Genomic DNA, 14,830 nt, shown 5'->3' on the forward strand with positions numbered 1-14,830 from the left:
AATACCATGTCGTATAGGCCCTGTTCCTTCAAGTAGTTTACTACCAGGTAATTGGCCGTAAACCGAAATCCCCCCTAGCTTGCCTATGCCCAAAATCACCTGAGCGCACCGTTTTGCCTGCCAGTGGCCCGCAGACAAAGTTTTTCCATTCATTGCTCCATATATACTGAACGTTATGGCTGATCTGGCACCTACCCGCTTACCCAGCCTATCCATGATTATTGTTTTCTAACTCCTCCTACAGATGCATAAGTCCAAATCTGTACTGCTGCTTACGCTACTGATTTTTGTTGGAATAGGGTTACTGGCACTTTTTCTCTGGGGATTTAGTACAGTAGTAGCTATTGGCCATCCCGTTCTGTATGCCCTGCTTACGCTAAGTCTCCTCTTTAAACTGGTACGCCTGCTGTTTGAATGGTACCATTATACGGGCATCCGCACACCTAAAGTCCCCCTTACCCCTGCCGCAAAAGCCTACAGGGTAGATATGCTCACTACCGCCTGCCCGGGCGAGCCTCAGGAGATGATTGAGGAAACACTCCGGGCCATGGTTGCGGTAGACTACCCCCATACCACCTATCTGTGCGACGAGGGCAATGACCCTTATTTAAAAGCCCTGTGCCAGGAACTGGGTGCTGTTCATGTTACCCGCTCCAGCCGCACTCATGCCAAGGCAGGCAACATCAATAATGCACTCCAACAGGCCACTGGCGAGCTTTGCGTTATCCTGGATCCCGACCATGTGCCGTCGCCTGATTTTCTGCAAAAGGTGCTACCCCATTTTGATGATCCCCAAACAGGCTATGTACAGGTAGTTCAGGCGTATAAGAATCAATCAGAATCCCTGGTAGCACGGGGTGCGGCCGAGCAAACCTACAACTTCTACGGCCCATATATGAATGCCATGGGCCAGTATGGCACAGCGCAGGCTATTGGCGCCAATTGTACCTTCCGACGGGAAGCCCTGGACTCTATTGGCGGCCATGCACCCGGCTTAACCGAAGACATGCATACCTCCATGCTGCTGCACGCAAAGGGCTGGAAATCGGTGTACGTTCCTGAAATTGTATCCAGAGGGTTAGTGCCCAGCAGCCTGTCGGCTTACTATAAACAACAACTCAAATGGTCCCGCGGCACCTTTGACCTTTGGTTCAGGGTGTACCCCCTCATCTTTAGGCAGCTGAACTGGCGACAGAAGCTGCACCATGGCCTGCTTCCGCTCTATTTTCTGTTTGGCCTGATCACCCTCATCGATGTGGCGGTGCCGGTCTACGCCCTCTTTTCAGGCGATTATCCCTGGCACATGGACCCGCTGGTGTTCTTTGCCTATTATTCCCCCCTGCTCCTGTGCGGCTTACTTATCCGGCAGTATGCCCAGCGCTGGCTCAATGAGCCGCATGAACGGGGCCTTCACCTCATAGGCGGAATTTTACGTGTGGGTACCTGGTGGATCTACATCACCGGCTTTGTATACACCCTGCTGAACATTAAGGTTCCTTACATTCCTACCCCCAAGGAGCATGACACCAAGAACGAGGTCTTGCTGGCCCTGCCCAACCTGCTGCTGGCTCTGCTGTGCGTAGTTGCAGTTATATGGGGGCTGGAGCGGGACTGGCAGCCCTACAGCTTTTTAATGGCGGGTTTTGCGCTTTTCAATGCCCTTATCCTGTTCCTGGCCTTTGCCATTGGCCAGTCGCAGTGGTTTGCGGTTGTGCATAGCCTGGACCGGCTTATCCGTATACCCCGCTTCTCCTTCAGATGGAAGTTCCTTTTCGACCCTTTGGCAAGGCCAGCCTAAATATTTTGCTGATTTGCCCCATCTCCATCCCCTTTCTGGCAATTCCCTGGTTCTTATCCCAGAAGCAACAGGAGATCAGCATGGACAGTGATCATGGTCCGCAGACACAAACCGAGATCGGCGGATTTTATACCGGCATTTACCTGCCCCCTTCCAACAGGGGCTTGCTGCAGCAGCTGGCGGCGGTAGAAAATGAAACCAATCACCAGTTCTCTGTAGCCTCTACCTATCTGGCCTGGGGCGCCGATCCCCTGCCGGTTGCGGAATGGCAGGCACTGGCAGAGAAGGGCACCATCCCCATGATCAGCTGGGAGCCCTGGACCAACCTGTTTCCCCACTATGCTACCCATCCGGAGCTGGGCCAGAACAAGAAAGTGTTTCACTACATAGCTGAAGGTTATTTCGATGGGTATATCGATTCGGTCGCTATTGCCATCCGCTCGCTGGGCTATCCTGTTTTTTTGCGCTTTGCCCATGAGATGGACAATCCCATGTACCCCTGGTCGGCCACCGGTGACAATACCCCTGCTGAGTTTATTGCCGCCTGGCGGTATGTGCATGGCCGCTTTCAATCGCTGGGGGTACAAAACGTAACCTGGGTCTGGAACCCGCTGAAGCCCTCTGCCTTCGAGGCCTACTTTCCGAATGGGGCCCGCTATCCTGAAAATATGTATGTGGACTGGATCGGCATTACCTGCCTGAACTACGGCACTGCCAACCAGGATGGCCGCTGGTACCGCTTTGAAGAGCTGTACACCCCCTTTCAGCAAAAATTAAAGCACTATGGCATAGAACTTCCGGTAATGCTGGCTGAATTTGGCTCAACCAGCTATGGTGGTGCGGCCGGTAGCTGGGTGGCGGATGCCCTTAGAAAGATTCGCACGGCATATCCTGAGATCAGGGCTACTGTGCTCTTCTACAGCGATCAGGACCAGAACTGGGTGGCCGACTGGCGACCGGCTACCGGAGAGGGGGGTATTAACTGGACCTATCCTCTGAATACGATAAGCAGCACCCTTAACTCCTTTTCAACCCTTGCCCTTATTCCCTTTGAGAAAAAAGAGGGTGCAGCTACCCGACCCAAGCCCCGGGTAGCCGGCGATAGCGGCAATTACTCCTTACTGGTAAAGGGCTCCCCCTTTTACATTAAGGGGGTCTGCTATAACCCGGCACACGATTGGCGGGATGGATTTCTGCCCCTTACCCGCAAGCAGCTGGAGCAGGATTTCAGTAAAATAAAGGCTATGGGAGCCAACACGATCAGGCGCTATGAGCCCGGCCCCTATGACATTAACATGTTCAATGTAGCAGAAGAGCAGGACCTGGCCATTGTGTACGGGTTCTGGTTTGACCCTGCCATTGATTATTATACCAATACCGCTGCCAAAGCCGCCTATGAGGCCAAAGTGCTGAAGCATGTGAAGAAATATAAAGATCGGAACGCCATTATTGCCTGGAACATCGGTAATGAAAGCTGGGGGCTGCAGAAGAAGCATTTTGCCAGGCCATACCTTACCCTTACCCGCCGGGCGTACCTGGAGTTTCTGGAAGGGCTTGCCCAAAAGATTCGGGAGATTGACCCGGATCGCCCCATCTTTGCCTCAGAAGAACAGGAACATTATCAGCTGCCCAGTACGGTGTATGAACTGTACACCCATCTGCCGTCTGTCGATATCATTGGCATTAATGCCTACTACAAAGCAAACATTGAACGCCTGCAGGAAACCTTTCTGAAGTTTGATGGCAGCCGCCCCTATGCTGTCACTGAATTTGGTCCTAAAGGCTACTGGAGCCATGAGTTTGGTGATTTTCGGGATGGCTATCACCTTATAGAAGTATCCAGCCTGAGCAAAGCCCGCTGGTACCAAACCCAATGGCAGACCTACATCCAACCCCACAAGGGGCACAACCTGGGCGGTTTTGCCTTTAGCTGGCGGGATCGCTATGAGGGCACTTCCACCTGGTTTGGCATTACCGATTATAAGGGAAGGCTCAAGCCGGCCTACTACTACCTGCAGCAGGCGTATGGAGCAGCAGAGAAGCCAGTTACGGAAGCGGGCAGGGCTGATTTTGCTGATCTCACCATTGTGGGGCCCTGGAATGCCTTAAAACCCGGTGGATCCGTATGGCTCACCGCAGCGGTTACCAATGGCTATGCCGGTCCTTTAACCTTTGAGTGGGATATTCAGGATGAGGCCAGCTGGAAAAGTGTTGGTAGTATCCAAAACGACATCTACGACCTAAAACACGTTGAGCTTAAGATCCCGGCTGCCAAATCAAGCTACCGGGTGTATGTGCATGCGACCGACACTGCCGGAAATGTGATCACCGCCTCCAGGCCCCTGGTGATGGAATAGGTAGAGGGAGCGTTCCGACAATCACTGAGAGCAATCCTCTGCTTCCTCTCCCTTTCGAGAACTTTCCCCATTCAATGTCAACCGCTGACTGGCAAAGGCCACCTCCATGGAAGAGTAGAATGCTGACTAGGGGAATCTCTGACTAAACTGTTATTGTATCTGCTCCATCGGCAGACAATGACCTATTCCGGAAAGGGTACAGGCATCTGCATCTTGCAGTATTGCTGAGAAAACAGCTAAGAACAGGCAAATATATAAGCAGCTACAAAGCAGAAGCTAGCCCAGACTGGGGCTAGTGCACCAGCGAAACAATCCCCTTCTGGGGCTTTCCTCCCTCACCCAGATCAATCACATAGGCATACGATCCAAGGGGCAACTTCTTTCCCTTATACATCCCGTCCCAGGGCACAGCATACCCCTTAGACTCAAATACAACTACTCCCCAGCGGTCAAAAACCGAAACGGTACAGGCAGGGTATTTAGCGATCTTTAAAATTTCCCAGTAGTCATTTAACCCGTCTCCGTTGGGAGAAAAGGCATTAGGAACAAAGATGCCATCTACAACGGTAATGGTGATCTCATCCGTAGCAATGCACCCGCTGGCATCGGTTATGGTAAGTGTATAGGTGGTGGTTGCTTGTGGATTAGCGATTGGAGTAAGTATCCCCATGTCACTTAAACCCTCTGAAGGCGACCAACTTATTTGTCCTTCTCCATACCCCTGTAACTGCAGTTCTTCGCCTATGTAAAGGCGTGTATCCTCTCCCGCATATACCTCGGGCAATGGTTGAACTATTGCGGTAACGGACGTGCGATCACCCTCGCAGGCGCCATCAAAAAAGGAAACCCAGAAGGTGGTAGTACGCTGTAAAAGCGGGGTGATAAACAAAGTGCCTTCGGCTTCATATATAGGCACAGTATGGCTAGCACTTGCATACCATCGATAAGTGCCGCCCGGAGCTTCTACTGCCTGTGCAGTGAACTGCACCTCGCCAGGCCCACAGCGGAATGCATCCGCTACTTGTGGTGTAGGGAGAACCTGGCTGCAGACAACCTCTACCCTTACCTGGGCACTGGCACATTTGGAATAGCATAGATCCGAGCCTGTTTCACAGGCTTCATACGTAAAAACATCTGTGCCTACAAAGCCAAAGGCCGGAGTGTATACCAGGCTGTTGTTCACTATCTGTACACTGCCATGTAGCGGCTGTTTGATGATGGCTCCTATTCCGAGGGCATCACCCGTGGTGTGGCTATCATTGGCCAGAACGTCAATGGTTACCGGTACCTGATGCTCCGTTGAGACAACATCTGCTATAGCAACAGGCTTGCTTTCCGCTTCAAAGATGCAAATGGTTTGCTCATTTTTAGATCCGCCTGTTGATCCAGTAAACCCATAATAAACTATAGGATTACCTCCAAAAACTTTTGTAACGATATCATCCCTATTTCTAAAGCGGAGTTTTCCATTAAAATATAATTCTAACTCAAAATTAGCCGGATTCCACTTTATTTTGTAATCGTTACATCCTCCGTCTTCAACATTAGGATTGTCTGGATTAATGGGTAGAGCAGGTAGGATAATATGATCTAAATCACCATCATATACTATTGTAGTATGATCAGCTTCTAATTCGTTAACAAATGACCGATTATAGTAAGTATCAAATTCAATGGCTACCGATGGTTTTATTACTCTAACTAAAGTTTGATCATCTGTGTAGGTAGGATGATAAGCAAAACCAAGTCCCCCTCCTGGAGTTCCCTTTGCATTAAGCCCCCTTACATCATTGTGAAGTACAAATGCAATACCATCTGCTCCATCCTCATCCCTAGTTCCTAAATATATAACAAAGTCAAGCTCAACTGGCTCTCTTAGATCAATCTGCCTTTCCCACCAAACTGCTCCAAATCTACCTTCTTTATCTTCGGTTACTTTGAAGCAACGTTCAGATACTTTCACAGCATCGCCTCTGGTAACAAACTGTGCAGAAACCAGCGTTGGAGTCAAGGCACAGCCCACTACCAATGCTATCCTGAATAGGATGCATCGTGCAGTTACAGCAGATTTTACAATATACTTCAGAAAGAGCATGAAGTGTGGGGCTCAGAGGCAACAAGGTGTGCAGACGATCTTTCCTTTATCAACCAGCCTATGCCTACTTACCCCATCAGGAAAGGGATTGATCTACTGCAAATAAAACTTATCTGAGATAAAATTAGGCATAAAATAGTTAACCAACAACAGCCTATACTCAAATAAACATTTTAAAACTGCCTTGGAAGCAGCCTACGGGCTGGACTGCACCCTACTTATCCGACTAAGGCCATACGACAACCCACTAACGGGGCATCTACAAGAAGCTATCTTGAATAAGGTCTCCCTTAACAAGAAAGCAGCCGACTACCCTCATCGGCAAACGGCTGCTTCTCTAATATTTTCAAGTTGCTAGGGCAGGCTTACTCGTAATAGTTCAAGGTATTGTAGCCCGAGGCGGCCAGGTATTTATCCTTTTTCATGAGGACAAGGTCGGCCTGCATCATGTCCTGTACCAGGGCAGGCAGGTCGTACTTGGGCTCCCAGCCCAAGACTTCTTTGGATTTGGTGGGGTCGCCAATGAGCAGATCTACCTCGGTGGGGCGGAAATAGCGCGGGTCTACACTTACCACCTCCTGCCCCTCGGGCACGTGATAAGCACCCGAGCAGCTTTTTACGTAGCCCTTTTCGGCTACCCCCTCACCTCTGAACTCCAGCTGGATGCCCGCTTCGGCAAAGGCCATGCGCACAAAATCCCGTACACTGGTGGTAATGCCGGTGGCAATCACAAAATCTTCGGGCTTCTCCTGCTGCAGGATCAGGTACATGGCCTCTACATAGTCTTTGGCATGGCCCCAGTCCCGCTGCGCATCCAGATTGCCCAGGTAAAGCTTGTCTTGTATGCCCAGAGCAATGCGGGCGGCCGCGCGGGTAATCTTGCGGGTCACAAAGGTCTCGCCCCGCAGCGGCGACTCATGGTTAAAGAGAATGCCGTTGCAGGCATACATCCCGTAAGCCTCCCGGTAGTTCACCGTGATCCAGTAGGCATAGAGTTTGGCTACGGCATAGGGAGAACGGGGATAGAAGGGGGTACTTTCCGACTGCGGAACAGCCTGCACCAGGCCATACAGCTCTGAGGTAGAGGCCTGATAGATGCGGGTCTTTCCGGTGAGGCCCAGAATGCGCACAGCTTCCAGAATCCGAAGGGTGCCCAGGCCATCGGCATTGGCAGTGTACTCCGGGGTTTCAAAGCTAACCTGTACATGGCTCATGGCGGCCAGGTTATAGATCTCATCAGGCTGCACTTCCTGTATGATGCGGATCAGGTTTGTGCTATCGGTCAGGTCGCCATAGTGAAGCTTCAGGCGCACCTGCTGCTCGTGGGGGTCCTGGTAGAGGTGATCGATGCGATCGGTATTGAACAGGGAGGTACGGCGCTTGATGCCATGCACCATGTATCCCTTTCCAAGCAGAAACTCGGCCAGATAGGCGCCGTCCTGTCCGGTTATTCCGGTAATTAAGGCTGTTTTCATTGTTCAGAGGAAGTGAGCTGCCGGGCTGCCCCAGCAAATAACGAGTACATTTATCCCTTTTACCAGCTGCACCGAGCTATCAAGCAATGCGGCTACGGAGCCTGAGGCTGCTCCTGACACCTGCACGTTTCTCACTCAAAATACCGACAACAGGGAATGGGCGCAGTGGCAAAAGGGTCCCCAAATATAGGTACAATTCGTGTATGCTTGAAACTTTCGGAGAATAAATAAGAACTATCTGAGTTTACCTATCTCATAAACCCCTATCAGCCAGCATAAAAAAAAGCCCGTTTGAGCGGGCTTCTTTCTATCAACAACAACCAATACGTTTAAGGACCACAGGTCTCTGCCACTGCACCATCCGGCTCACCTGCCTAAGGGCTTATTTACCCCTATAAAAATCCAGTACCTTTTGCCGCAGCACATAATCATATTTGGCCATCAGCAGGTTGATGCGGCTACGATCGGCATTGTTCTTGGCAATCAGGTAATCCACGGGCGTACCGGCGCCGGCATTAAAACGGATCTCTGCAGCCCGGAAGGCTTCCGCAAAGGCGCTCTGCTGCTCTTCCAGCAGCTGATAGCGCTCCCTGGCATTATCCCTATTGAGTTGGGCCTGCTCCACATCCTGCCGGAGCTGCACCAGTACGCCTTCTTCCTGCAGGTTCACATCCTGCAGCTCCAGTTTGGCCCGCCGCAGCTGGTTGTGCGAATCAAAGCCATTGAGAATGGGTATGCGCAGCAAAAGGCCTACATTAGAGAACAGGTTGTTGCGCAGCTGTGCATCATAATAGATCTGCTCCCCATTAATGGTGGCAGCACTGGAATAGTTGGTATTTAGGTTACCAAAGAGAAACAGGCTCGGAGAGAAATTCCCCCACAGGCTGCGCACTCCGGCCTGGGCGCTTCGGCTCCGAAGCCGGGCAGCCTTTACCAGGGCCAGCTGGCCCATGGAGGCTTCGTAAACAGCATCGGCCGTGGTAGCGGCAGACTCCCGCATCACCAGCTCGCTCACTTCTATGCGCTCCAGCTGCAGGGAGGGGGTATAGGGAACATTCATAAGCTGGGCCAGGGCCAGTTTGCTTACCTCCAATGTCTGGCGGGCATTGAGCAGGGCCAGCTCTTCGGTTTTCAGCTGGCCCGACATCTCGGCTAGCTGGGGCGGGCCAATGGCACCTTGTTTAAGCAACACCTGCAGGCGGTCTACCTGCTGTTGGGTTACTGCCACCTGATTGCCGGCAACTTCTACCAGATCTTCGTTGCTAAGCACCTGCAGGTAGGCCAGCATTACCTCCAGGCTCAGGTTATCCCGGGCCTGCTGCAGCTCCTGCCCGGCAGCATCCCTTGCCAGACTGGTCTGGCGTATGGCGTTCTGCTGGCTAAGGCCTCCAAACAGCAACAGGCTTCCTCCTACCCCATAACTACCATACTTTAACTCCTGGTTCACATAGGTATTGGTAAAGGGGTCAATGCTGCGTCCCTGGTTAATGCCATGGCTTATGCTGGCATTAATGGTAGGGAGCAGGTTGCTCTTTGCCTGCCGATAGTCTACCTGGCTGCCCTGCAGACTCAGCTGGCGCTGGCGTACCTGCAGGTTGTTGGTTAGCGCAGTTTGCAGGGCCTGCTCCAGGCTAAGGCTGCCGGTACCCTCCTGGGCAAAAAGGGAGAGGGGGAGAAGGCCAAAAAAATAGAGAAAAATAAGGGAGCACTTCATGACTGAAAAAGGTTAAGCGCGTAATTGTCCGTCCAGCAGGTGCAGGGTGCGATCGCCCCAGGCGGCATTTTTTTCGGAGTGGGTTGCCTGCAGAATGGTGACCCCCTCCTCCTTATTGAGCTGTTTGAAGAGCTGCATGATCTCCTCCCCCTGGGCGGAATTGAGGTTACCGGTGGGCTCGTCGGCCAGAATCAGTTTGGGCTTGGCAATGAGGGCCCGCACCACCCCTACCAGCTGCTGCTGCCCGCCGGAAAGCTGGTTGGGAAAAAGGTCTTTCTTGCCTACAATGTTGAAGCGGTCCAGCATATCGGCCACCATGGATTTGCGCTCCGAGCCCTTTACCCCCTGGTACAGCAGGGGCGCTTCAATGTTTTCATAGACGGTAAGCTCATCAATGAGGTGGTACTGCTGAAACACAATGCCAATGTGCTGCTTGTAAAGTTCCTTGCGCTGCCGCTCCTTCAGCTGGTAAACCGGCTGCCCCAGGAAGTGGTACTCCCCTTCCGAGGGTTCATCCAGCATGCCAATGATGTTGAGCAGGGTAGATTTGCCCGAGCCCGAGGGACCCATCAGGGAAACAAAATCCCCCTCTGCTATATCCAGGTCTATGTCTTTGAGGATAAAGGTGCGGTTGATACCGGTCTGGTACCATTTGTAAATGTTCCGTAACGCAATCATTATTCGCTTCTTAGGTTTTTAACAGGATTAGCGCGGGCCGTTTTTAGGGCCTGCAGACAAACGGTGAGCACAGCAATCAGCAGGGTAACAAGGCCCGCCAGCCCAAACACCCACCAGGCAAGGCCAATCTTATAGCTAAAGCCTTCCAGCCATTTGCTGGTGGCCCCATAGGCAAGGGGTATGGCAATGGCAATGGCCAGCAACACCAGCTTGATAAAGTCCAGGGACACCAGCGCCAGAATGTCGGCTACCGTAGCGCCCAGTACCTTGCGGATGCCAATCTCTTTGGTGCGCTGCACCATGGCATAGGCTGTAAGGGCAAACAAGCCCAGGCAGGCCAGCAAAATGGCCACCGTGGCAAAGGTGGTAAACACGCCGGCGATGCTTTGCTCGGCTTTGTAGAGGGCGGTGTAAGAATCGTCCAGAAACTTGTAGTCAAAGGGGCGGTGGGCTACGCGGGCTCCCCACACCCCCTGCAGGCGGGCAAGGGTGGCAGGCACATCACGGCCATCAATCTTCACAAAAAAGGAACCTGCCAGGCGCTTGTCCATAAAAATGGCCAGGGGGCCTATGGGCTCGTGCAGGGAGCGGAAGTGAAAATCCTGCACCACCGCCCGTACAATGCCCTCCCGGCCCTTGGCCACCCGCTTGCCAATGGCTTGCTGCGGGGTCCAGCCAAGCGCCCGCACGGCGGCTTCGTTCAGCATGTAGGTGTACTGGATGTTGTCGCCCTGCAGGGCCGGATCGGCCAGTTGTATATCACGCTGGGTAAAGTCCTCCCCGGCCAGCAGGGACAGGTTCAGGGTCTTAACCAGGTGTTCATCAGCCGGCATGGCATTGATGGAAATGCGCTTGCCGCTTTCCAGCGCCGTCAGGCCATCGCTCCAGCCAATGTGGGTGGGCGCTTCGTAGGCCCCCGCCACTGAGCGCACGCCGGGCAGGTTCTCCAGCGCATCCCGCAGCGCATCGTAATTTTCGGACATCTTTGCATCTATGGGCAGCTCCAGCACATGCTCCTTGCTATAACCAAGGGCTTTATTCTGGATAAAGGAAAGCTGCTGAAGGATAATAGCGGTAGCTATGAGCAGGAAAATGGAGATCACAAACTGAAAAACGATCAGCCCCTTGCGCAGCCCGGCCTGGCCGGTAAAGGTAAAGCCCTTTTTCAGGATGCCGATAACCTTGCTGCCCGATAGCACCATGGCCGGATAGGCCCCGGCCAGCATAGCTACCACGGCACACAAGCCCAGCAGAAGCAGCAGCGTTAGGGGCTGAAAGAGCAGCTCCTGCTCCAGCTGCCGGCCCGCCAGCTGATTGAAAGAGGGAAGCAGCACAAAAGAGAGGAAAAGCGCCACCGCTACGGCCAGCAAGCTCAACAAAAAGGCTTCACTGATAAACTGGAAGAAGATATCGCGCCTGCTCGCCCCCATTACCTTGCGCATGCCTATTTCGGCACTGCGGCCTGCGGCCTGCGCCGTACTCAGATTGGTGTAATTTACGCAGGCTACCAGCAAAATCAACAGCGCCACCGCCGCCAGCACCCAAATGTAGGTAATGCTGCTGTTGGGCTCAAAGCCATCCAGGGGCGAGTACAGGTGCACCTCCGTAATAGGTTCCAGCTGGTAGGTCATGTAGTTGTTTCCGCTCAGCTGCAGCTCTTCCCGGCCCACCTGCTCACTATAGGCTCTTATTTTGGCCTGCAGGGGGCCTATGGCCTCCGGGCTGTGAAGCTGCAGAAAGGTAAGGTAATTGGCCTCTGACCACTTCTCTTCCCGGGCGGCATTAAGGGTGGTAAAGGACCCCACAAAATCAAACTGGATCTGAGAGTTGGCCGGCGCATCGGCGGCTATGCCGGTGATCATAAATTCTTTGGTACCCCCTACCGTAATGGACCTGCCAATGGGATGCTGGCTGCCGAAGTACTTTTTGGCCGCCGATTGAGTGATCACCAGTTTCTCAGGTGCATCCAGCACCGTAGCCGGATTGCCCTCCAGCAGCGGGAAGGAAAACAGGCCAAAGAAAGCAGAATCCGCATACAGAAACCTTTTTTCTTCAAACATCTTATCGCCAACGGCCAGCACCCGGGGGTATTTGAGCAGGCGCACATAGGCCTCCACCTCCGGAAAGCGCCGGGTAAACTCCGGACCTACCCGGGTACCGGTAGAGGCTGTCTGGTTTTCAGCATCCTCAAAATGATAGGCCCAGGTAACGCGCACCAGCCGGTGGGCTTTTTCATGAAAGCGGTCGTAGCTGAGCTCATGCCAGATGTAAAGGCCAATGAGGATACAACCGCTAAGGCCTATGGCCAGGCCCAGCAGGTTGATGCCGGCATAGAGGGTGTGCTTTTGCAGATGCCGCAGGGCTATTTTAATGTAGGTGCGTATCATAGAGGCAAGGGGTATTGGGTTGATCCGCGTTGGCTTCACTGCAATGTATACAGCAGCGCATCAGCTAGAGAACAGTTGCTGTGCCAATTATGCGAAAGACTGATTTTGAGCCGCTTAGCCCCCCATCAGTCTGTTCATGCGTGCGAAAGCGTACAGCAGGTGTACGGTTATGGTACACTCGCCTGCTGCCCTCCATATGGAACCGGCAGGCAACTGGGCACACCCTCATTCACTTTTGAGGGTATCAACCGGGTTGGCCCGCGCTGCTTTGAGTGTTTGCGACAGAATGGTGGTTAAGCCCAGCACAAGCACAATCAGCAGGCTTATCCCTACCTCCAGCAGGCCAATTTTGATGCTGTATTTCTGGATGGTCAGCACAACCTTATCCAGTAAGAGGTAGGTAACTGGGATGGCAATCAGGCTGGCGATCCCCATTATTTTGAGGTAGTCTTTTGACAGCAGCAGCACCAGGCTTTGGGTGGAGGCCCCCAGCACCTTGCGGATGCTTACTTCCTTCCCTCTGTTCCTGACCGTAAACACCACGGTACCCAGCAAGCCCAGGCAGGCTACGGTAATGGCCAGCAGGCCCAAAAAACCCCATAGCTTCATGATCTGCAGGTAATCCCCATAGGCCTCGCTGATCTGAACATCCTGAAACTGCGCCTCGAAGTGATCGGTGCCGCCAATGGTTTTCCAGATCGCCTCCAGGCCCGAGAGGTCCTTAAAGGCCTCCCGGGAGCTTAGGTGCAGGTTGGCATAGCTAAAAAGCGCTGGATCATATTGAAAATAGAAGCTGTTGATCGAGTCCTTAAGGGTAGCATAATGAAAATCGGCCACTACCCCCCGTATGATGCATTCGCTGCCATCGGTTAAGACTAGCCGTTCATGAATGGCCTGCTGGGGTTGCGCAATCTGCTGCTGCCTTAAAAAGGCTTCGTTTACGATGATGGAGGAGCGATTTTTTAGGGCAGGATCATCAAAATTGGTTCCCGCCAGCAGCTTGAGCTTAAAGGCTGGTATAAAGTGCTCATCAACTGCTATAAAAGAAGCTTCCACAGAATCCGTTCCATCCGCATTCATCAGCCAGGCAGAATTGGTAGCGCCCAGCCCCAGCAGGTGGGACGACAGGGAGACCTGCTCTACCCCGGCCACCTGCCCATACTCATTTTTTACAAGTTCCGGATTTGCCCCCTGCAGGTCAATGTTGAGAATATCCTCCTGCTCAAAGCCATAGGCATAATTTACCGAGTAGCGATACTGCTGCAGCATTACCACTACCCCCATGATAAAGCCCAGCGAAAGCACAAACTGAACCCCTATCACCGCCTTCTGCAGCGGAAAACTGTTTTTGCCTGTTTTTGAAGGTTTAGCCTTAAGGGCATTTACGGGCGATAGCTTTGAAAAATACAGGGCAGGAACAACTCCGGCAGCAAAGCCTATAAAAAGGGCAAAAAGGAAAAAATACAAAAAGGTTAGCCCCGTGGGGGTTAGGTCCAGAATGCGGGCCGCTTCCATGATCCGAATGGCTTCTTCCCGTATCACTTCAAAAATAAAGTAGGAAAGCACCGATGCCAGCAGCATCATCAGGGTGGTTTCTGTGATAAACTGAAAGAACAGCTGGTTTTTTGATCCGCCCATAACTTTTCGCACCCCCACTTCCTTCATGCGGTTCAGGGACTGGGCTATTGCCAGGTTGATGTAGTTAAAACAGGCCGGTATCAGAATAATCAGGGCCAACAATCCCGATAACAGAATACCTGCATAATCCCAGCGGGGGCCTATGGAGTTCAGCAGATCGGTGCCCGGCACAATCTTGTCCAGAGGCTGCAGCGCAAACGTTACCTCAACGTTTTTCTTATGCCCCCACGCTGCTTTCGCAATGCTGTTCAAGTACCGCTCAAGCCCGGCGGCATCCCCCTGTTCGGGCAACAGCAGGTAGAGATACGCCTGGCTGAACCGTGCCCAGTGCTCATCTCTGTCAGAATAGGGATCTGCGCCACCGGCCCCCAGGGTGGCATAAGAGGCCAGGGCATCAAACTGCATGTGGGAATTTTTGGGCACATCTTTCAGGATGCCGGTAATCACATAGTCGCCATGGGGTTCCATGCTAATGATCTCCCCCATGGGCTCTTTACTCCCAAAAAGTTTGGTGGCATAGCTCTCCGATAGCACAATGGTATTGGGACGGCTCAGGGCCAGGGCCGCATTGCCCTTTAGCAGGGGAAAGCTAAAGGTTTTAAAATTCAGGATCAGCAAAATACCCCCACATCCACAACTTTTTCTCGCCATAGGCCGCAGCACCACTTAGGGTACTTCGTACTGGCAC

The 14,830-nt window shown here is 52.6% G+C and carries 8 protein-coding genes; 2 read left to right on the forward strand and 6 right to left on the reverse strand.

Annotation, left to right across the window (positions count from 1 at the left end; all coding sequences use genetic code 11):
- Positions 1 to 244: 244 nt before the first annotated feature.
- Both ADICEAN_RS21695 and ADICEAN_RS21700 read left to right on the forward strand, forming a co-directional pair.
- Positions 245 to 1,798, forward strand: coding sequence for a glycosyltransferase family 2 protein (locus tag ADICEAN_RS21695; RefSeq protein ID WP_009194325.1), 1,554 nt, complete (start codon positions 245 to 247; stop codon positions 1,796 to 1,798).
- Positions 1,759 to 4,155, forward strand: a complete 2,397-nt coding sequence (locus ADICEAN_RS21700) for a glycosyl hydrolase (protein WP_009194326.1) — start codon at positions 1,759 to 1,761, stop codon at positions 4,153 to 4,155. The genes ADICEAN_RS21695 and ADICEAN_RS21700 overlap by 40 nt, the downstream gene beginning before the upstream one ends.
- A 292-nt stretch (positions 4,156 to 4,447) precedes the next feature.
- On the opposite strand, the gene ADICEAN_RS04415 is transcribed toward ADICEAN_RS21700, so the two are convergent.
- From ADICEAN_RS04415 to ADICEAN_RS04440, 6 genes are all read right to left on the reverse strand, one after another.
- Positions 4,448 to 6,250, reverse strand: a complete 1,803-nt coding sequence (locus tag ADICEAN_RS04415; protein ID WP_009194327.1) for a lectin-like domain-containing protein — start codon at positions 6,248 to 6,250, stop codon at positions 4,448 to 4,450.
- Positions 6,251 to 6,615: 365 nt separating this feature from the next.
- A complete protein-coding gene (gene gmd, locus ADICEAN_RS04420) occupies positions 6,616 to 7,725 on the reverse strand; it encodes a GDP-mannose 4,6-dehydratase (RefSeq protein WP_009194328.1) in 1,110 nt (369 codons plus the stop codon).
- Positions 7,726 to 8,107: 382 nt separating this feature from the next.
- Entirely contained in the window at positions 8,108 to 9,439 is a 1,332-nt protein-coding gene (locus tag ADICEAN_RS04425) for a TolC family protein (protein WP_009194329.1), read from the reverse strand.
- A gap of 12 nt (positions 9,440 to 9,451) precedes the next feature.
- Positions 9,452 to 10,117 (reverse strand): ABC transporter ATP-binding protein, encoded by a 666-nt coding sequence (locus ADICEAN_RS04430; protein WP_009194330.1) that lies wholly within the window; start codon positions 10,115 to 10,117, stop codon positions 9,452 to 9,454.
- Entirely contained in the window at positions 10,117 to 12,504 is a 2,388-nt protein-coding gene (locus ADICEAN_RS04435) for an ABC transporter permease (protein WP_009194331.1), read from the reverse strand. Before ADICEAN_RS04435 ends, ADICEAN_RS04430 begins: the two co-directional genes overlap by 1 nt.
- 225 nt (positions 12,505 to 12,729) lie before the next feature.
- Complete coding sequence (locus ADICEAN_RS04440; RefSeq protein ID WP_009194332.1) at positions 12,730 to 14,793, reverse strand: ABC transporter permease; 2,064 nt, start codon at positions 14,791 to 14,793, stop codon at positions 12,730 to 12,732.
- Positions 14,794 to 14,830 lie beyond the last annotated feature (37 nt).

It is taken from the genome of Cesiribacter andamanensis AMV16 (assembly GCF_000348925.1).
Classification (GTDB): Bacteria; Bacteroidota; Bacteroidia; order Cytophagales; family Cyclobacteriaceae; genus Cesiribacter; species Cesiribacter andamanensis.

Bases quoted from the DNA above. Each gene is read 5' to 3' on its own strand.
- ADICEAN_RS21695 (WP_009194325.1), top strand. From the start codon at position 245: ATGCATAAGTCCAAATCTGTACTGCTGCTTACGCTACTGATTTTTGTT.
- ADICEAN_RS21700 (WP_009194326.1), top strand. From the start codon at position 1,759: ATGGAAGTTCCTTTTCGACCCTTTGGCAAGGCCAGCCTAAATATTTTG.
- ADICEAN_RS04415 (WP_009194327.1), bottom strand. From the start codon at position 6,250: ATGCTCTTTCTGAAGTATATTGTAAAATCTGCTGTAACTGCACGATGC.
- gmd (WP_009194328.1), bottom strand. From the start codon at position 7,725: ATGAAAACAGCCTTAATTACCGGAATAACCGGACAGGACGGCGCCTAT.
- ADICEAN_RS04425 (WP_009194329.1), bottom strand. From the start codon at position 9,439: ATGAAGTGCTCCCTTATTTTTCTCTATTTTTTTGGCCTTCTCCCCCTC.
- ADICEAN_RS04430 (WP_009194330.1), bottom strand. From the start codon at position 10,117: ATGATTGCGTTACGGAACATTTACAAATGGTACCAGACCGGTATCAAC.
- ADICEAN_RS04435 (WP_009194331.1), bottom strand. From the start codon at position 12,504: ATGATACGCACCTACATTAAAATAGCCCTGCGGCATCTGCAAAAGCAC.
- ADICEAN_RS04440 (WP_009194332.1), bottom strand. From the start codon at position 14,793: ATGGCGAGAAAAAGTTGTGGATGTGGGGGTATTTTGCTGATCCTGAAT.